Origin of the sequence: Pseudomonas sp. Y39-6, assembly GCF_023651955.1 — a bacterium.
Taxonomy (GTDB): domain Bacteria; phylum Pseudomonadota; class Gammaproteobacteria; order Pseudomonadales; family Pseudomonadaceae; genus Aquipseudomonas; species Aquipseudomonas veronii.
The window spans coordinates 6,032,344-6,050,688 of the sequence record NZ_CP069594.1 but is presented as its reverse complement, the minus strand read 5'-3'; the positions used below and the strand labels follow the sequence as shown (position 1 = coordinate 6,050,688).

15 protein-coding genes are annotated in these 18,345 nt (G+C 59.3%); 13 read left to right on the top strand and 2 right to left on the bottom strand.

Annotation, left to right across the window (positions count from 1 at the left end; translation table 11 throughout):
- The first annotated feature begins 11 nt into the window (after positions 1-11).
- Complete coding sequence (fur, locus tag JN756_RS27565; RefSeq protein WP_046385174.1) at positions 12-416, top strand: ferric iron uptake transcriptional regulator; 405 nt, start codon at positions 12-14, stop codon at positions 414-416.
- 89 nt (positions 417-505) lie between these two features.
- Here fur and recN read toward each other — a convergent pair whose 3' ends face one another.
- Positions 506-2,179 (bottom strand): DNA repair protein RecN, encoded by a 1,674-nt coding sequence (gene recN, locus JN756_RS27560; protein ID WP_046382039.1) that lies wholly within the window; start codon positions 2,177-2,179, stop codon positions 506-508.
- Between the two features lie 254 nt (positions 2,180-2,433).
- Between recN and grpE the strand changes: the two genes are divergently transcribed.
- The 8 genes from grpE to JN756_RS27520 all read left to right on the top strand — a co-directional run bounded on the left by grpE (position 2,434) and on the right by JN756_RS27520 (position 12,900).
- Positions 2,434-2,994 (top strand): nucleotide exchange factor GrpE, encoded by a 561-nt coding sequence (gene grpE / locus JN756_RS27555; protein ID WP_017847409.1) that lies wholly within the window; start codon positions 2,434-2,436, stop codon positions 2,992-2,994.
- Between the two features lie 102 nt (positions 2,995-3,096).
- Entirely contained in the window at positions 3,097-5,013 is a 1,917-nt protein-coding gene (dnaK, locus tag JN756_RS27550; protein WP_017847410.1) for a molecular chaperone DnaK, read from the top strand.
- A gap of 316 nt (positions 5,014-5,329) precedes the next feature.
- The gene (gene dnaJ, locus JN756_RS27545; protein WP_017847411.1) at positions 5,330-6,454 is read left to right on the top strand and encodes a molecular chaperone DnaJ; all 1,125 of its coding nucleotides are present in this window, start codon (positions 5,330-5,332) and stop codon (positions 6,452-6,454) included.
- Between the two features lie 10 nt (positions 6,455-6,464).
- The gene (dapB, locus tag JN756_RS27540; RefSeq protein WP_026140082.1) at positions 6,465-7,271 is read left to right on the top strand and encodes a 4-hydroxy-tetrahydrodipicolinate reductase; all 807 of its coding nucleotides are present in this window, start codon (positions 6,465-6,467) and stop codon (positions 7,269-7,271) included.
- Between the two features lie 259 nt (positions 7,272-7,530).
- Positions 7,531-8,667, top strand: a complete 1,137-nt coding sequence (gene carA / locus JN756_RS27535; protein ID WP_108525435.1) for a glutamine-hydrolyzing carbamoyl-phosphate synthase small subunit — start codon at positions 7,531-7,533, stop codon at positions 8,665-8,667.
- Between the two features lie 105 nt (positions 8,668-8,772).
- Positions 8,773-11,994 (top strand): carbamoyl-phosphate synthase large subunit, encoded by a 3,222-nt coding sequence (gene carB / locus JN756_RS27530; RefSeq protein ID WP_017847414.1) that lies wholly within the window; start codon positions 8,773-8,775, stop codon positions 11,992-11,994.
- Positions 11,991-12,467, top strand: a complete 477-nt coding sequence (gene greA, locus JN756_RS27525; protein WP_017847415.1) for a transcription elongation factor GreA — start codon at positions 11,991-11,993, stop codon at positions 12,465-12,467. Before carB ends, greA begins: the two co-directional genes overlap by 4 nt.
- 28 nt (positions 12,468-12,495) lie before the next feature.
- Complete coding sequence (locus tag JN756_RS27520) at positions 12,496-12,900, top strand: hypothetical protein (protein WP_017847416.1); 405 nt, start codon at positions 12,496-12,498, stop codon at positions 12,898-12,900.
- Positions 12,901-12,909: 9 nt separating this feature from the next.
- Here the strand turns inward: JN756_RS27520 and JN756_RS27515 are convergent, their stop codons facing one another.
- Positions 12,910-13,218 carry a YhbY family RNA-binding protein gene (locus tag JN756_RS27515; RefSeq protein WP_017139256.1) on the bottom strand — a complete coding sequence of 103 codons (309 nt, stop codon included), beginning with the start codon at positions 13,216-13,218 and terminating at the stop codon, positions 12,910-12,912.
- A gap of 105 nt (positions 13,219-13,323) precedes the next feature.
- On the opposite strand from JN756_RS27515, the gene rlmE reads away from it, so the two are divergent.
- The 4 genes from rlmE (at position 13,324) to glmM (ending at position 18,299) form a co-directional block, all read left to right on the top strand.
- Positions 13,324-13,974, top strand: coding sequence for a 23S rRNA (uridine(2552)-2'-O)-methyltransferase RlmE (rlmE, locus tag JN756_RS27510; RefSeq protein WP_017847417.1), 651 nt, complete (start codon positions 13,324-13,326; stop codon positions 13,972-13,974).
- Between the two features lie 200 nt (positions 13,975-14,174).
- The gene (gene ftsH, locus JN756_RS27505; RefSeq protein WP_017847418.1) at positions 14,175-16,085 is read left to right on the top strand and encodes an ATP-dependent zinc metalloprotease FtsH; all 1,911 of its coding nucleotides are present in this window, start codon (positions 14,175-14,177) and stop codon (positions 16,083-16,085) included.
- An 8-nt stretch (positions 16,086-16,093) separates the two neighbouring features.
- The gene (gene folP, locus JN756_RS27500; RefSeq protein ID WP_026140085.1) at positions 16,094-16,945 is read left to right on the top strand and encodes a dihydropteroate synthase; all 852 of its coding nucleotides are present in this window, start codon (positions 16,094-16,096) and stop codon (positions 16,943-16,945) included.
- Between the two features lie 16 nt (positions 16,946-16,961).
- Positions 16,962-18,299: a phosphoglucosamine mutase gene (glmM, locus tag JN756_RS27495; RefSeq protein ID WP_017847420.1), complete on the top strand. Its 1,338-nt coding sequence runs from the start codon at positions 16,962-16,964 to the stop codon at positions 18,297-18,299.
- The last annotated feature ends 46 nt before the right edge of the window (positions 18,300-18,345 follow it).

Here is an 18,345-nt window from a genome sequence, read left to right as displayed (position 1 = left end):
GAAAGCTAACCATGGTTGAAAATAGCGAACTACGCAAAGCCGGTCTTAAAGTGACTCTGCCACGCGTCAAGATTCTACAAATGCTCGATTCTGCTGAGCAGCGCCACATGAGTGCCGAGGATGTTTACAAGGCGCTGATGGAGTCCAATGAGGACGTTGGCCTGGCCACGGTTTACCGCGTGCTGACCCAGTTTGAAGCCGCGGGGCTGGTGGTTCGTCATAATTTCGACGGCGGTCACGCAGTGTTCGAATTGGCTGATGGTGGTCATCACGACCACATGGTCGACGTGGACACTGGTGAGGTTATCGAATTCACCAACCCGGAAATCGAGCGGTTGCAGAAGGCAATTGCCGAGGAGCATGGCTACGAGTTGTCGGACCACAATTTGGTTCTTTACGTACGTAAGAAAAAGTAAAAATCGACGCAGATTCGCTCTGCGGAACGATTGAAGGCGACCCCCGGGTCGCCTTCGTGCTTTCTACAGAGAGAAAATTGCCGGTTCGGTCAGGCCTTCGCTGCCACCACCATTTTCTTCGCGTGGGCCAGGGACTCCTTGGTCAGGTCGATACCGCCGAGCATGCGCGCGACTTCCTCCACGCGTTCCGACTTGTTCAGCTTGGACACCGCCGTATGCGTCGCATCGCTGCCGCGTACTTTGTGTACAAACAAATGCTGATGCCCTTGGGCGGCTACTTGCGGTAAGTGGGTAACCGTCAGCACCTGGCCGCGATCCCCCAGGCGACGCAGCAGTTGGCCGACAATTTCTGCGGTCGGGCCACCAATGCCAACGTCTACCTCGTCAAAGACCAGCGTCGGAACCCGTGAGGTTTGGGCGGTGATCACCTGAATCGCCAGGCTGATCCGCGATAGTTCGCCCCCGGAGGCGACTTTTGCCAGCGCTTTGAGCGGCTGCCCTGGGTTGGCGCTGACCAGCAGTTCTACCTGTTCCAGGCCGTGGGGCTGCAGTTCGGCGCTGGTATTGCTGTGCAGTTCGATGGTGAAGCGGCCGCCGGGCATGCCGAGGCGCTGGATTTCCTGCTCGACCGCGCTGGCCAGGCTCGTGGCGGCTTGATGGCGCAGATCGCTCAGTTCGCGGGCCTTCTCTTGGTAATGGCGGGCGAAAGAAGCCAGTTCGTCGCCCAGGCGCTCAATGGACTCGTCATTCGCGTTCAGGGTTTCGATTTCATCCAGCAGCTTCTGCTGCATCGTTGCCACTTCAGTCGGCTGGATCCGATGTTTGCGCGCCAGGGTGTAGATGGTGTCCAGGCGTTCTTCTATTTCCTGCAGGCGTGCCGGGTCGGCGTCGAAGTGATCGAGGAAACGGTTCAGTTCGCCTACGGCTTCTTCTACCTGGATTTGCGCACTGGTCAGCAAGGTCGTGGCTTCATTCAGCGAGCCGGACGCATTGTTCACGCTGGACAGCCGATTGAGGCTGACGGTCAGTGCATTGAGCACATTGCCCGAGTCGCTCTCGCTGCATTGCTCCACCACCTGGCGGCAAATACCCAGCAGGGTTTCGGCGTTGGTGAGGTTCTTGTGTTCCTGCTCAAGCTGTTCCAGCTCGCTTTCGCCGAGGCCAAGGCTTTCGAGCTCTTCGAGTTGATAGCTGAGCAATTGGTGGCGTGCGCGTTGCTCGTCGCCGGAATTGGAGAGGCGCTCCAGTTCCAGGCGGGTCTGGCGCCAACGTTGGGCGGCGAGCTGGACCTGGCGGGCGAGGTCGGTGGCGCCGGCGTATTCATCGAGCAGGCGGCGATGGGTATCGGTTTTGAGCAGGGATTGGTGTTCGTGCTGGCTGTGGATATCGATCAGCAGCTCGCCCAGGGCCTTCAAGTCACCCAGCGGGCAGGGCGTGCCGTTGATGTAGCCACGGGAGCGGCCTTCGGCGGTGATGACCCGGCGCAGGATGCACGGCCCTTCATTATTAAGGTCGCGCTCGGCAAGCCAGGCTTCGGCTTCGGGGATGTCCGCCAGGTCGAAGGTCGCCAGGATGTCGGCCTTGTCTGCGCCGGGGCGTACCACGCCACTGTCGGCGCGGTCGCCCAGGGTCAGGCCGAGGGCGTCGAGCATGATCGACTTGCCGGCGCCGGTTTCGCCTGTGATTACGCTCATCCCGCGATCCAGTTCGAGATCCAGATGTTCAACGATGGCGTAGTTATGTACGGACAGGTGCACGAGCATGACGGCCGCTCCCAGGCTTTAGGTCTGGTTATTTATACAGTGTTTTGTTCCGGGCTGACAATCCTGGCGCTTAGCTCGATTTGCTTGCTTCGATGTTTTTTTTAGTGCGAAGAGGAATGAATAGGTCGGAATTGATCTGGATCAGATGAAAGACTTTTGGTGACGCCCGCACCCTTGAACCTGGAAATTGTGGCCCCATATACCGGAACAGAAGCGCGAGTTGAGTTCGCGCATGATTTTGAAAGGAGAAATCTATGGCTGACGAACAGACGCAGGATACGCAAACTCCAGACGCCAATTCGGCTGCCGGTGATGAGCTGGCGACTCGTGTGCAAGTGCTCGAAGAGCAATTGGCCGCTGCGCAGGATCAATCTTTGCGTGTTGCCGCCGATCTGCAGAACGTCCGCCGCCGTGCCGAGCAGGATGTAGAAAAGGCCCACAAGTTCGCGCTGGAAAAATTCGCCGGTGATCTGTTGCCGATCATCGACAGCCTGGAGCGCGGCCTTGAGTTGTCCAACCCGGATGACGAAAACATCCGCCCGATGCGTGAAGGTATCGAGCTGACCCTGAAAATGTTCCAGGACACCCTGAAGCGTTATCAGTTGGAGGCTGTCGATCCGCAAGGCGGCGAGCCGTTCAATGCCGAGCATCACCAGGCCATGGCGATGCAGGAAAGTCATGACCTTGAGCCAAACAGCGTGTTGAAAGTATTCCAGAAGGGATACCAGCTCAACGGTCGCCTGCTGCGTCCAGCAATGGTCGTGGTCAGCAAGGCGCCTGCACCGGTTTCACCTTCGATTGATGAGCAGGCTTGAAATACGCCGCAAGGCCCCCATTTATAAGTCAAGCGTTTAAGTGCTACCGCAGTTAGCCACCACTGCTGCGGCATCCAAATTCAAGTTTCGGGAGAGTAAATCATGGGCAAAATTATCGGTATCGACCTGGGGACCACCAACTCCTGCGTCTCCGTGCTGGAAAACGGCGTTGCAAAAGTCATCGAAAACGCCGAAGGCGCGCGTACTACGCCGTCGATCATTGCTTACGCCAACGACGGCGAAATCCTCGTCGGTCAGTCGGCCAAGCGTCAGGCGGTGACCAACCCGCACAACACCCTGTACGCGGTGAAGCGTCTGATCGGGCGTAAGTTCGAGGAAGAAGTCGTACAGAAAGACATCAAGATGGTCCCTTACAAAATCGCCAAGGCTGACAACGGTGACGCCTGGGTTGAAGTGAACGGCCAGAAAATGTCGCCGCCACAGATCTCGGCTGAAATCTTGAAAAAGATGAAGAAAACCGCCGAAGACTACCTCGGTGAAGCGGTGACTGAAGCGGTGATCACCGTTCCGGCCTACTTCAACGACAGCCAGCGCCAGGCGACCAAAGACGCCGGCCGCATCGCGGGCCTGGACGTAAAACGTATCATCAACGAACCAACCGCAGCCGCTCTGGCCTACGGCATGGACAAAGCCAAGGGCGACCACACTGTCATCGTTTATGACCTGGGTGGCGGTACCTTCGACGTGTCCGTGATCGAAATCGCGGAAGTTGACGGCGAGCACCAGTTCGAAGTGTTGGCCACCAACGGCGACACCTTCCTGGGTGGTGAAGACTTCGACATCCGTCTGATCGACTACCTCGTTGACGAGTTCAAGAAAGAAAGCGGCATGAACCTCAAGGGTGACCCTCTGGCCATGCAGCGTCTGAAAGAAGCTGCCGAGAAAGCCAAGATCGAGCTGTCTTCGGCTCAGTCGACCGACGTTAACCTGCCGTACATCACTGCAGACGCTACCGGTCCTAAGCACTTGAACGTGAAGATCTCGCGCGCCAAGCTGGAAGCGCTGGTTGAAGACCTGGTTCAGCGCACCATCGAACCTTGCCGCATCGCGCTGAAAGACTCCGGCATCGAAGTGAGTGCGATCAACGACGTGATCCTGGTCGGCGGTCAGACCCGTATGCCACTGGTTCAGAAGTTGGTGACCGAGTTCTTCGGCAAAGAAGCACGTAAAGACGTGAACCCGGACGAAGCTGTTGCCATGGGTGCTGCCATCCAGGGTGCGGTACTGGCCGGCGACGTGAAAGACGTATTGCTGCTGGACGTCAGCCCACTGACCCTGGGTATCGAAACCATGGGTGGCGTGATGACTGCGCTGATCGAGAAAAACACCACGATTCCTACCAAGAAATCGCAAGTGTTCTCGACGGCCGATGACAACCAGGGCGCCGTGACCATTCACGTGCTGCAAGGTGAGCGTAAGCAAGCGGCGCAGAACAAGTCCCTGGGCAAGTTCGACCTGGCCGAGATTCCACCAGCACCACGTGGCGTGCCACAAATCGAAGTGACCTTCGACATCGACGCCAACGGCATCTTGCACGTAGGCGCCAAAGACAAGGCTACTGGCAAAGAGCAGAAGATCACCATCAAGGCCAACTCTGGTCTGTCTGATGAAGAAATTCAGCAGATGATTCGTGATGCGGAAACCAATGCCGAGGCTGACAAGAAGTTCGAAGAGTTGGCGGCTGCCCGTAACCAGGGCGACGCACTGGTACACTCGACGCGCAAAATGATCGCTGAAGCTGGCGACAAAGTGACTGCCGAAGAGAAGACCGCAATCGAAGCGGCCTTGGTTGCCCTGGAAGCCGCAGTTAAAGGCGACGACAAGGCGGCCATCGAAGCCAAGGTTGAGGAACTGTCGAAGGTCTCCGCGCCGGTTGCTCAGAAAATGTACGCCGAGCAAGGTCAGCCAGCTGACGGTGCCGCGCATCAGGCAGAGCCTGAAGCCAAGCACGATGACGTTGTCGATGCCGAGTTCGAAGAAGTCAAAGAGCAGAAGTAATCTGCTTGGCCGGTTGACCGCTATCAAGCGGTGACTGGTAGGATGTCGCCGCGCGGGAGCTTGCTCCCGCGTTGGCGTGTCTGGGGTATGCGAATTTTTACAGCATGCGACAAGGCTCGGATGCTGGCGGTGTGATCGGGAATGCTCCTGCTTTCCGGCGACAGTCACCGCGTTTTTGGCCGGGTCCCTGGCTGAAAGCTGTTATGACCAGGATCGTTGAATTGACGTGAGTTGGGTCCGGGCCTGTATTGGGGCTCAACGAGTTCGGCAAGGCTCAGGAGGGTCTGGCTGAACGTCCTTAAGAGTGCAAAGACTTATGGCAAAGCGTGACTATTACGAAGTATTGGGTGTGGAGCGCGGTTCCAGCGAGGCGGACCTGAAGAAGGCTTACCGTCGCCTGGCGATGAAGCACCACCCGGACCGTAATCCGGATAACAAAGAATCCGAAGAAATGTTCAAAGAGGCCAACGAGGCCTACGAATGCCTGTGTGATCCCAACAAGCGTGCGGCCTACGACCAGTACGGTCACGCCGGCGTCGACCCGAGCATGGGTGGCGGCGGTGCCGGCTTCGGCGGCCAGAACTTCTCCGATATTTTCGGCGATGTGTTCAGCGACTTCTTCGGCGGTGGCCGCGGTGGTCAGCGTGGCGGTGCCCAGCGCGGCAGCGACCTGCGCTACACCCTGGAACTGAACCTGGAAGAAGCCGTGCGCGGCACCAGCGTCAATATCCGCGTGCCGACGCTGGTCAACTGCAAGCCGTGCGACGGTTCGGGGGCCAAGAAAGGCTCCTCGCCGATCACTTGCCCGACCTGCGGTGGTATCGGTCAGGTCCGCATGCAGCAGGGCTTCTTCTCGGTGCAGCAAACCTGCCCGCGGTGCCAAGGCCAAGGCAAGATCATTTCTGACCCGTGCGATGCCTGCCACGGTGAAGGGCGTGTCGAAGAGTACAAAACCCTGTCGGTCAAAGTGCCGGCGGGCGTGGATACCGGTGACCGCATTCGCCTGTCGGGCGAAGGCGAGGCGGGGACTCAGGGTGGCCCGACGGGTGACCTGTATGTGGTGATCAATGTGCGCGAGCACTCGATCTTCCAGCGCGACGGCAAACACCTGTTCTGCGAAGTGCCGATCAGCTTCGTTGATGCGGCCCTGGGCGGCGAGCTGGAGATTCCGACTCTGGATGGTCGGGTCAAGCTCAAGATCCCTGAGGGGACGCAGACCGGCAAGCAGTTCCGTATCCGTGGCAAAGGCGTGGCGCCGGTGCGTGGTGGCGGTGCGGGCGATCTGATGTGCCGTGTCACGGTGGAAACGCCGGTTAACCTGGGTCGTCGCCAACGCGAGTTGCTCGAAGAGTTCCGCAGTTCGCTGGAGGGTGACGACTCCCACTCGCCGAAAACCACGGGCTTCTTCGATGGCGTGAAGCGCTTCTTCGGCGACTTGTAAGGAATTGAGTATGCGACGTATAGCCGTAATGGGCGCTGCCGGGCGCATGGGTAAAACCCTGATCGAAGCGGTACAGCAGCGCTCGCCGGCCTCCGGCCTGACCGCGGCGATCGTTCGCCCAGGCAGTACGCTGATCGGCGCCGATGCCGGTGAGCTGGCTTCGCTGGGGCGTATCGGGGTGTCGTTGTCCGGCAATCTGGAGCAGGTGGCGGACGAATTCGACGTGCTGATCGACTTTACGCTGCCGGACGTGATGCTGAAAAACCTGGCGTTCTGCCGCAAGGCGGGCAAGGCCATGGTGATCGGCACCACCGGCTTGAGCGCTGAGCAGAAGCAGTTGCTGGTCGAGGCGGGCAAGGATATTCCCATCGTGTTTGCCGCCAACTTCAGCGTGGGCGTGAACCTGTCGCTCAAGCTGCTGGATCTGGCGGCGCGCGTGCTGGGCGATGAGGCGGATATCGAAATCATCGAGACCCATCATCGCCACAAGATCGATGCGCCGTCGGGAACCGCGTTGCGCATGGGTGAGGCTATCGCCGATGCCCTGGGTCGCGACTTGTCGAAGGTGGCGGTGTACGGGCGTGAAGGTCATACCGGCGCGCGTGCGCGTGACACCATTGGTTTTGCCACCGTTCGTGGTGGCGATGTCGTCGGTGATCACACCGTGCTGTTCGCCACTGAAGGCGAGCGCCTGGAAATCACGCACAAAGCCTCCAGCCGCATGACATTCGCCAAGGGGGCGGTGCGTGCCGCGCTGTGGCTGGATGGGCGTGCGCCGGGTCTGTATGACATGCGCGATGTGCTGGATCTGCACTAATCAGTAGCTAAAATGGGGCCTCGGGATTATCCTAAGGCCCCGTTTTTACCCGCTAAGCGACGTCCTGTCGCATTCTCCTGCCTTTAAGGCTCATTAGCGGTGGACCAAAACAGCCTTTTTCTGTAAGCTACAGCTTTAGTGTGTCCACTAAAAGCGCGCAGAATAATTCAGTGAAGAAGCGGGGTGACGTGTCCATACGTCACTCCGCTTTTTTACAACCTGCGATCGCCCTTTCAGGCTTTATTTACGGGAGGTCTTCTTGACTAAGCCAGCCATACTCGCCCTTGCTGATGGCAGCATTTTTCGCGGCGAAGCCATTGGAGCCGACGGTCAAACCGTTGGAGAGGTGGTGTTTAACACTGCCATGACCGGCTATCAGGAAATCCTTACCGATCCTTCCTACGCCCAACAGATCGTTACCCTGACTTATCCGCACATCGGCAACACCGGTACTACGCCGCAAGACGTCGAGTCCAATCGCGTCTGGTCCGCGGGCCTGGTGATTCGTGACCTGCCACTGGTTGCGAGCAACTGGCGTAGCACGATGTCGCTGTCCGATTACCTGAAAGCCAACAACGTTGTGGCGATCGCCGGTATCGATACGCGCCGCCTGACACGCATCCTGCGTGAAAAAGGCTCGCAGAACGGCTGCATCATGGTCGGTGAGAATATCTCCGAGGCTGCGGCAATTGCTGCGGCGCAAGGCTTCCCTGGCCTGAAGGGCATGGACCTGGCGAAAGTCGTCAGCACCCAGCAACAGTACGATTGGCGCTCCACTGTCTGGGACTTGAAGACCGACAGCCACGAGACCATCGACGCTGCTGATCTGCCCTATCACGTAGTGGCTTACGACTACGGCATCAAGTACAACATCCTGCGCATGCTGGTCGAGCGCGGTTGCCGCGTGACCGTGGTGCCGGCGCAAACCCCGGCCAGCGACGTCCTGGCGTTGCAGCCGGACGGCGTGTTCCTGTCCAACGGCCCGGGTGACCCTGAGCCATGCGACTACGCCATCAAGGCGATCAAGGACGTGCTGGAGACCGAGATTCCGGTGTTTGGTATCTGCCTGGGCCACCAACTGCTCGCTCTGGCCTCCGGCGCCAAGACCCTGAAAATGGGGCACGGCCACCACGGCGCGAACCACCCTGTACAGGACCTGGACACCGGCGTAGTGATGATCACCAGCCAGAACCACGGTTTTGCGGTGGATGAAACGACCTTGCCGGCCAACGTCCGTGCGACCCACAAGTCGCTGTTCGACGGTTCCCTGCAAGGCATCGAGCGCACCGACAAGAGCGCGTTCAGCTTCCAGGGCCACCCTGAAGCCAGCCCGGGCCCGAACGACGTAGCGCCGCTGTTCGACCGTTTCATCAATGAGATGGCCAAGCGACGCTGACTGAGCGGCCTGCGGGCGGCCCCGACTGTCGGTGGCCCCCGCAGGCTCTTCAAAGATTGTTCAAGACGGCTTGCCGACTGACCTGCGGATTTGAGTGACAAACCCATGCCAAAACGTACAGACATAAAAAGCATCCTGATTCTCGGCGCTGGCCCGATCGTGATCGGCCAGGCCTGCGAATTCGACTACTCCGGCGCCCAGGCCTGTAAAGCCCTGCGCGAGGAGGGTTACCGCGTCATCCTGGTGAACTCCAACCCGGCCACCATCATGACCGACCCGGCCATGGCCGACGCCACCTACATCGAGCCGATCAAGTGGCAGACCGTTGCCAAGATCATCGAGAAAGAGCGTCCGGACGCACTGCTGCCGACCATGGGCGGCCAGACCGCCCTGAACTGCGCCCTCGACCTGGAGCGCGAAGGCATCCTGGAAAAATTCGGCGTTGAGATGATCGGTGCCAACGCCGACACCATCGACAAGGCCGAAGACCGTTCGCGCTTCGACAAGGCGATGAAGTCCATCGGCCTGGCGTGCCCGCGTTCCGGTATCGCCCACAGCATGGAAGAAGCCAATGCGGTCCTCGAGACCCTGGGCTTCCCGTGCATCATCCGTCCGTCCTTCACCATGGGCGGCACCGGTGGCGGTATTGCGTACAACCGTGAAGAGTTCGAAGAAATCTGCGCCCGCGGCCTGGACCTGTCGCCGACCAAAGAGCTGCTGATCGACGAATCCCTGATCGGCTGGAAAGAATATGAGATGGAGGTTGTCCGCGATAAGAAGGACAACTGCATCATCGTCTGCTCCATCGAGAACTTCGACCCGATGGGCGTGCACACCGGTGACTCGATCACCGTTGCTCCGGCACAGACCCTGACCGACAAGGAATACCAGATCCTGCGTGACGCCTCCCTGGCGGTACTGCGCGAGATCGGCGTGGAGACTGGCGGTTCCAACGTGCAGTTCGGTATCTGCCCGAACACCGGCCGCATGGTCGTGATCGAGATGAACCCGCGTGTGTCCCGTTCGTCGGCCCTGGCCTCGAAAGCCACCGGTTTCCCGATCGCCAAGGTCGCGGCCAAGCTGGCTGTGGGTTACACCCTGGACGAACTGTCGAACGACATCACCGGCGGCAAGACCCCGGCGTCCTTCGAGCCGTCCATCGACTACGTCGTGACCAAGCTGCCACGTTTCGCCTTCGAGAAGTTCCCCAAGGCTGACGCGCGCCTGACCACCCAGATGAAGTCGGTCGGCGAAGTCATGGCCATTGGCCGGACCTTCCAGGAATCCCTGCAGAAAGCCCTGCGCGGCCTCGAAGTCGGCGTTTGCGGCCTGGACGAGAAGCTCGACCTGAGCAATCCGGAAAGCATGAGCGTGCTCAAGCGCGAGCTGACCGTGCCGGGCGCCGAGCGTATCTGGTACGTCGCTGACGCGTTCCGCGCCGGCATGACCGTCGAAGACATCTTCGGCATGAACATGATCGATCCGTGGTTCCTGGTGCAGATCGAAGATCTGATCAAGGAAGAAGAGAAGGTCAAGACCCTGGGTCTGGCCAGCATCGACCGCGACACCATGTTCCGCCTCAAGCGCAAAGGTTTCTCCGACCAGCGCCTGGCCAAGTTGCTGGGTGTGACTGAGAAAAACCTGCGCACTCATCGCCACAAGTTGGACATCTTCCCGGTCTACAAGCGCGTTGACACCTGCGCCGCCGAGTTTTCCACCGACACCGCCTACCTGTACTCCACCTACGAGGAAGAGTGCGAAGCTGCGCCGTCGGGTCGCGACAAGATCATGATCCTGGGTGGCGGTCCGAACCGTATCGGCCAGGGCATCGAGTTCGACTACTGCTGCGTACACGCCGCCCTCGCCCTGCGCGAAGACGGGTACGAGACCATCATGGTCAACTGCAACCCGGAAACCGTTTCCACCGACTACGACACTTCCGACCGCCTGTACTTCGAGCCGGTCACCCTGGAAGACGTGCTGGAAATCGTGCGCGTCGAGAAGCCTAAAGGCGTGATCGTCCAGTACGGCGGCCAAACCCCGCTGAAACTGGCCCGAGCCCTGGAAGCCGCTGGCGTGCCGATCATCGGCACCAGCCCGGACGCCATCGACCGTGCCGAAGACCGTGAGCGCTTCCAGCAAATGGTCGAGCGCCTGAACCTGCGTCAGCCGCCGAACGCTACCGTGCGCAGCGAAGACGAAGCCCTGCGTGCGGCCAGCAAGATCGGCTACCCGCTGGTGGTGCGTCCGTCCTACGTACTGGGCGGCCGGGCGATGGAAATCGTCTACGAAGAAGAAGAACTCAAGCGTTACCTGCGTGATGCGGTGAAAGTGTCCAACGACAGCCCGGTGCTGCTGGACCACTTCCTCAACTGCGCCATCGAGATGGACGTGGATGCGGTTTGCGACGGTACTGACGTGGTCATCGGCGCAATCATGCAGCACATCGAACAGGCGGGCGTTCACTCCGGTGACTCCGCGTGCTCGCTGCCGCCTTACTCGCTGCCGCTGCACATCCAGGACGAGATGCGCGAACAGGTCAAGAAAATGGCCCTGGAACTGGGTGTGGTCGGCCTGATGAACGTACAGTTGGCGCTGCAAGGCGAAGACATCTACGTCATCGAAGTCAACCCGCGCGCCTCGCGTACCGTGCCGTTCGTGTCCAAGTGCATCGGTGTGTCCCTGGCCATGATCGCTGCCCGCGTGATGGCCGGTAAGACCCTGAAGGAAATCGGCTTCACCAAGGAAATCATTCCGAACTTCTACAGCGTGAAAGAGGCGGTGTTCCCATTCGCCAAATTCCCTGGCGTGGACCCGATCCTGGGCCCAGAGATGAAGTCCACCGGTGAAGTGATGGGCGTGGGCGATACCTTCGGTGAAGCGTTCGCCAAGGCCCAGATGGGTGCCAGCGAAGTGCTGCCGACCGGCGGTACTGCTTTCATCAGCGTGCGCGACGATGACAAGCCACTGGTTGCAGGCGTGGCCCGTGATCTGATCAACTTGGGCTTCGAGATCGTGGCCACCGCCGGGACCGCCAGGCTGATTGAAGCGGCGGGTCTGAAAGTGCGTCGCGTGAACAAGGTGACGGAAGGCCGTCCGCATGTGGTCGATATGATCAAGAATGACGAAGTCACTCTGATCATCAACACCACTGAGGGTCGTCAGTCGATTGCGGATTCTTACTCCATTCGTCGTAATGCCTTGCAGCACAAGATCTACTGCACCACGACCATTGCTGCTGGCGAAGCTATCTGCGAAGCGCTCAAGTTCGGTCCGGAAAAGACCGTGCGTCGCTTGCAGGATCTACACGCAGGATTGAAGGCATGATCAAATACCCAATGACCGTTCGGGGCGCCAAGGCCCTGGAAGAGGAGCACGCCCATCTGACCAAGGTCGTACGTCCAAAGCTGAGCCAGGACATCGGTACGGCCCGCGAGCTGGGTGACTTGAAGGAAAACGCCGAATACCACGCTGCCCGCGAGCAGCAGGGTATGGTCGAGGCGCGGATCCGTGACATCGAAGGCCGTATGCAGAATGCGGTCATCATCGACGTCACGACCATCCCGCACACCGGCAAAGTGATTTTCGGCACCACGGTGGAAATCGCCAATGTCGAAACCGACGAAAGCGTGGTGTACCACATCGTCGGTGAAGACGAAGCTGACTTCAAACTCGGCAAGATCTCCGTCGGTTCGCCACTCGCCCGTGCCTTGATTGCCAAGGAAGAGGGTGATGTGGTGGTTGTGAAAACGCCCGGTGGCGTGATCGAGTACGAGATTGTTGAAGTTCGCCATGTCTGAAAGGCGGCGCCCGCTTCGTGCGGGCGCCATGCTTTGGCAGTTTGCCCAGATGCTGTGGGTGGGTGGCCTGTGGTTGTTGCATATTGGCGTGTTACCGGCGTTGGGCCTGATTGGCCTGGCGCCGTTGTTGATCGATGAGATCGATGGATTACTGAGTGCGCTGCTGGTGGGTTTTGCGGCGGCGTGCGTGACGCTTCAGGCGCTGGTGCTGATCAAGGCCGAAGGCTTGGGGAGTTTGTGGCGGGATATTCGCGGCCAACTGCTGTTGATGGCGCTGTATGCGTGTGCAATGTATTGCATCGTGCATGTGTGGCTGCCGGAAGCGTTGCGCTGGCAGCTATTCAGCTATCTTGTGCTAGGGTTTTCCGGCTTGGTGCTGGTGATGCAGCCGGCGCCTGGGTGGAGTGGCGGGGCGCGCGAAGCACGCCCGTGACCCTTGTTGTCATTTGAAGCGATGAACGTTCGACAGTTGCTTGTTGACGCTGAAGTTCTTGCGATACAGCAGTGCCATCTTGCCGATGACCTGAACCAGGTCTGCCTTGCCAACCTTGCACAGTTCTGCAATGGCGGCCAGGCGCGCTTCGCGGTCAAGGATGTTGACCTTGATCTTGATCAGTTCGTGATCGCCCAATGCGCGTTCAAGTTCGGCTAACACACCTTCAGTCAAACCGTTGTCGGCCACGATCAAAACTGGTTTCAGATGGTGGCCAATGGATTTGTACTGTTTCTTCTGCTCTTGAGTGAGCGGCATAATCTGACCCCTGCGTCTGATCTTGTAAAAAGCGGCGGCCAGTTTACCCGAGCGAGTCCGGGACCGCCCAGTTAATCACGACCCGTTTTATTTTCGAGGTGGCCCGTGGCCCGTTCCAAAACTAGCCTTAAGTGGCTGCAAGAGCATTTCAACGACCCTTACGTCAAAAAGGCGCAAAAGGACGGCTACCGTTCCCGGGCCAGCTACAAGCTGCTGGAGCTTCAGGACAAGGACAAACTGTTCCGTCCCGGCATGAGCGTGATCGACCTGGGCGCCGCCCCGGGTGGCTGGTCCCAGGTGGCCAGTCGTCTGATTGGCGGGCAAGGCCGGTTGATCGCTTCCGACATCCTGGAGATGGACAGCATCCCGGATGTGACCTTCGTCCATGGTGACTTTACCCAGGATGCGGTGTTAGCTGAGATCCTGCAGGCTGTGGGAAATTCGCAGGTGGACCTTGTGATTTCCGACATGGCCCCCAATATGAGTGGATTACCGGCTGTTGATATGCCGCGAGCCATGTTCCTGTGCGAGTTGGCGCTGGATCTGGCGGGGCGGGTATTGCGTCCGGGTGGTGATTTCCTGGTCAAGGTCTTCCAGGGCGAAGGTTTCGACGAGTACCACAAGAACATCCGCAAGCTGTTCGATAAGGTGCAGATGCGCAAACCGGACTCCTCACGGGACCGGTCTCGCGAGCAATATCTGCTGGCGCGGGGGTTCCGCGGTATCGAAGGTGCAGCGAGTGATGAGCGCCTTTGAAGGTTTGAGGGGAGTCGATAGGTTTTTTTATATCGCTTTCGTCACGAAGCTTTACGAATATTGTGTAGTCAAAGTTTCACAAAGGGTTACAGACGGCGCCTGCCAGAGTTGTAGGTAATGTAGTAAGTTAGGCCGGTGAATATCATGCGAAGCGCGCGCCAGTAGCGGAGCTTGCTTCAGAGGGTAGTTAATTGAACGATATGGCAAAGAATCTGATCCTGTGGTTGATCATCGCGGCTGTCCTGGTGACGGTGATGAACAACTTCTCCAGCCCTAACGAGCCGCAGACCCTCAACTATTCCGACTTCATCCAGCAAGTTAAGGATGGCAAGGTCGAGCGCGTAGCGGTTGATGGCTACGTGATTACCGGCAAGCGCAACGATGGCGACGGCTTCAAGACCATTCGTCCGGCAATCCAGGACAACGGTCTGATCGGCGACCTGGTGGATAACCACGTGATTGTCGAAGGCAAGCTGCCTGAGCAGCAGAGCATCTGGACTCAACTCCTGGTGGCAAGCTTCCCGATCCTGGTGATCATCGCCGTGTTCATGTTCTTCATGCGCCAGATGCAAGGTGGTGCAGGAGGCAAGGGCGGGCCGATGAGTTTCGGCAAGAGCAAGGCGCGCCTGCTCTCTGAAGATCAGGTGAAGACCACCCTGGCTGACGTCGCCGGTTGCGACGAAGCCAAGGAAGAAGTGGGTGAGCTGGTCGAGTTCCTGCGTGATCCGGGCAAGTTCCAGCGCCTGGGTGGCCGCATTCCACGCGGTGTGCTGATGGTCGGCCCGCCGGGCACCGGTAAAACCTTGCTGGCCAAGGCGATTGCCGGTGAAGCCAAGGTGCCGTTCTTCACCATTTCCGGTTCGGACTTCGTCGAAATGTTCGTCGGCGTCGGTGCCAGCCGTGTTCGCGACATGTTCGAGCAGGCCAAGAAGCACGCGCCATGCATCATCTTCATCGATGAAATCGACGCCGTTGGTCGCCATCGTGGTGCTGGCATGGGCGGTGGTCACGATGAACGTGAGCAGACCCTCAACCAGTTGCTGGTGGAGATGGACGGCTTTGAAATGAATGACGGCATCATCGTCATTGCCGCAACCAACCGTCCGGATGTGTTGGACCCTGCATTGCTGCGTCCAGGCCGTTTCGACCGTCAGGTTGTGGTGGGCTTGCCGGATATCCGTGGTCGTGAGCAGATTCTGAAAGTCCACATGCGTAAAGTACCCATGGGCGACGACGTGGCTCCGGCCGTGATTGCCCGCGGTACGCCTGGCTTCTCCGGTGCCGACCTGGCCAACCTGGTGAACGAGGCTTCGCTGTTTGCGGCCCGTACCGGCAAGCGCATCGTGGAAATGAAAGAGTTCGAACTGGCCAAAGACAAGATCATGATGGGCGCCGAGCGCAAATCCATGGTCATGTCCGAGAAAGAGAAGCAGAACACCGCTTATCACGAAGCCGGTCACGCTATCGTAGGGCGCGTCGTGCCTGAGCATGACCCGGTCTACAAAGTGTCGATCATTCCTCGTGGTCGGGCGCTGGGTGTGACCATGTTCCTGCCGGAAGAAGATCGCTACAGCCTCTCCAAGCGTGCGTTGATCAGTCAGATCTGCTCGCTGTACGGCGGCCGGATTGCTGAAGAGATGACCCTGGGCTTTGACGGTGTCACCACCGGTGCTTCCAACGACATCATGCGTGCCAGCCAGATTGCGCGGAACATGGTGACCAAATGGGGCCTGTCGGAAAAACTCGGTCCTTTGATGTACGCCGAGGAAGAAGGTGAAGTGTTCCTGGGGCGTGGCGGTGGCGGTCAAAGTGCCAGCTTCTCCGGTGAGACAGCCAAGCTGATCGACTCCGAAGTGCGCAGCATCATTGACCAGTGCTACGGCACGGCCAAGCAGATCCTCACCGACAACCGCGACAAGCTGGATGCCATGGCGGATGCGCTGATGAAGTACGAAACCATTGATGCCGATCAGATCGACGACATCATGGCGGGCCGTACACCGCGTGAACCTCGCGATTGGGAAGGTGGTTCGGGCACCTCTGGCACGCCGCCAGTGGTTCAGAACGAACGCCCTGAAAACCCGATCGGCGGTCCTGCAGCTGACCACTAAGGTTTGAAATGACTTTTGCGTCGTCCTCCACCCGGTTGCCTTGCGGCAGCCGGGTTCTTGATTTGGCCCATACGCATGTCATGGGCATTCTTAATGTAACCCCCGATTCCTTTTCCGATGGTGGTCGCTTCAATCAGCTCGATGCTGCGTTGCGTCACGCCGAGGCGATGGTGGCGGCGGGTGCGACCTTGATCGATGTCGGCGGCGAGTCGACCCGGCCCGGTGCTCGCGTGGTTTCTCCCGTGGAGGAACTGGAGCGGGTGGCGCCGATCGTCGAGCGCATCGCTCGCGAGCTGGATGTGATCATTTCCGTGGATACATCGACCCCGGCGGTGATGCGCGAAACGGCGCGCCTGGGCGCGGGGCTGATCAACGATGTGCGTTCGTTGCAGCGTGATGGCGCGCTGGACGCCGCCGCGGCGACCGGCCTGCCGGTGTGCCTGATGCATATGCTGGGCGAGCCCGGCACCATGCAGGACAATCCGCACTACGATGATCTGGTTGGCGAAGTGAGCGGGTTCCTGGCTGATCGCATTGCTCAATGCGCCGCCGTAGGGATCGCTGCCGACAAGATTATCCTCGATCCGGGGTTTGGTTTCGCCAAGACCCTGCAGCACAATCTAAGTCTGTTCAAGCATATGGAAGCCTTGCATGCCCTGGGTCGACCTTTGTTGGTCGGCGTTTCGCGCAAGAGCATGATAGGTCTGGCGCTGAATCGCCCGGTGGGCGAGCGGCTTTATGGTGGGTTGGCGCTGGCGGCACTTGCTGTGACCAAGGGTGCGCGTATCTTGCGTGTGCATGATGTCGCTGAGACCGTGGATGTTGTCCGCATGATTGCCGCAGTAGAATCGGCCGAATAAGAATGATGGAGCACTTATGACAAAGAAATACTTTGGCACCGACGGTATCCGTGGTCGGGTCGGCGAGTTTCCGATTACCCCCGATTTCATGCTCAAGCTGGGTTGGGCGGCAGGCATGGCGTTCCGCAGCATGGGCGCGTGCCGCATCCTGGTGGGCAAGGACACGCGTATCTCAGGCTATATGTTTGAGTCTGCGCTGGAGGCCGGTTTGTCCGCCGCCGGTGCCGATGTAATGCTGCTGGGCCCGATGCCGACCCCGGCGATCGCTTACCTGACGCGTACCTTCCATGCCGAAGCCGGCATTGTGATCAGTGCTTCGCACAATCCTCATGATGACAACGGCATCAAGTTCTTCTCGGGGCAGGGCACCAAGCTGCCGGATGAGATCGAGCTGATGATCGAAGAGCTGCTGGATGCGCCGATGACGGTGGTCGAGTCCAGCAAGCTGGGCAAGGTGTCGCGGATCAACGACGCCTCTGGCCGTTATATCGAATTCTGTAAGAGCAGTGTGCCAAGCAGCACCAATTTCGCCGGGCTGAAGATTGTCGTCGACTGTGCCCATGGTGCGACCTATAAAGTGGCGCCGAGCGTATTCAAGGAGCTGGGTGCGGAAGTGACGGTGCTGTCCGCCCAGCCTAACGGGTTGAACATCAACGAAAACTGCGGCTCCACGCATATGGAGCAATTGCAGGCTGCCGTCCTGGCCGAGCATGCCGACCTGGGTATTGCCTTTGATGGCGACGGTGACCGCGTGCTGATGGTGGATCACACCGGCGCCGTGGTTGATGGCGATGACTTGATGTTCATCATTGCCCGCGACCTGCATGAGCGTAACCGCTTGCAGGGTGGTGTCGTCGGTACGCTGATGAGCAATCTCGGGCTGGAGTTGGCACTGGGCGAGCTGGGCATTCCTTTTGTGCGTGCCAATGTCGGGGATCGTTATGTGATTGCCGAACTGCTGGAGCGCAATTGGCAGATCGGTGGCGAGAACTCCGGGCATGTCGTGTGCTTCCAGCACACCACCACGGGCGACGCGATCATCGCCGCGCTGCAGGTGCTGTTGGCGTTGCGCCGTCGCCAGGAAAGCCTGGCCCAGGCGCGTCAAGCCCTGCGCAAGTGCCCGCAAGTGCTGCTCAATGTGCGCTTTGCCGGTGGCGACAACCCGATCGAACACCCGGCTGTCAAAGCGGCCTGCGAGCGCGTGACCCTGGCAATGGCGGGGCGTGGGCGCGTGTTGTTGCGCAAGTCCGGCACAGAGCCGCTGGTGCGCGTCATGGTCGAAGGTGAGGACGAAACCCTGGTTCGCGGGCATGCCGAAGACCTGGCAAAACTAGTAACTGAAGTTTGCTCCTGAATTCGGCTTGCCAGTGATGGTGTGGTTGGGTAACATCTGCGCCCAC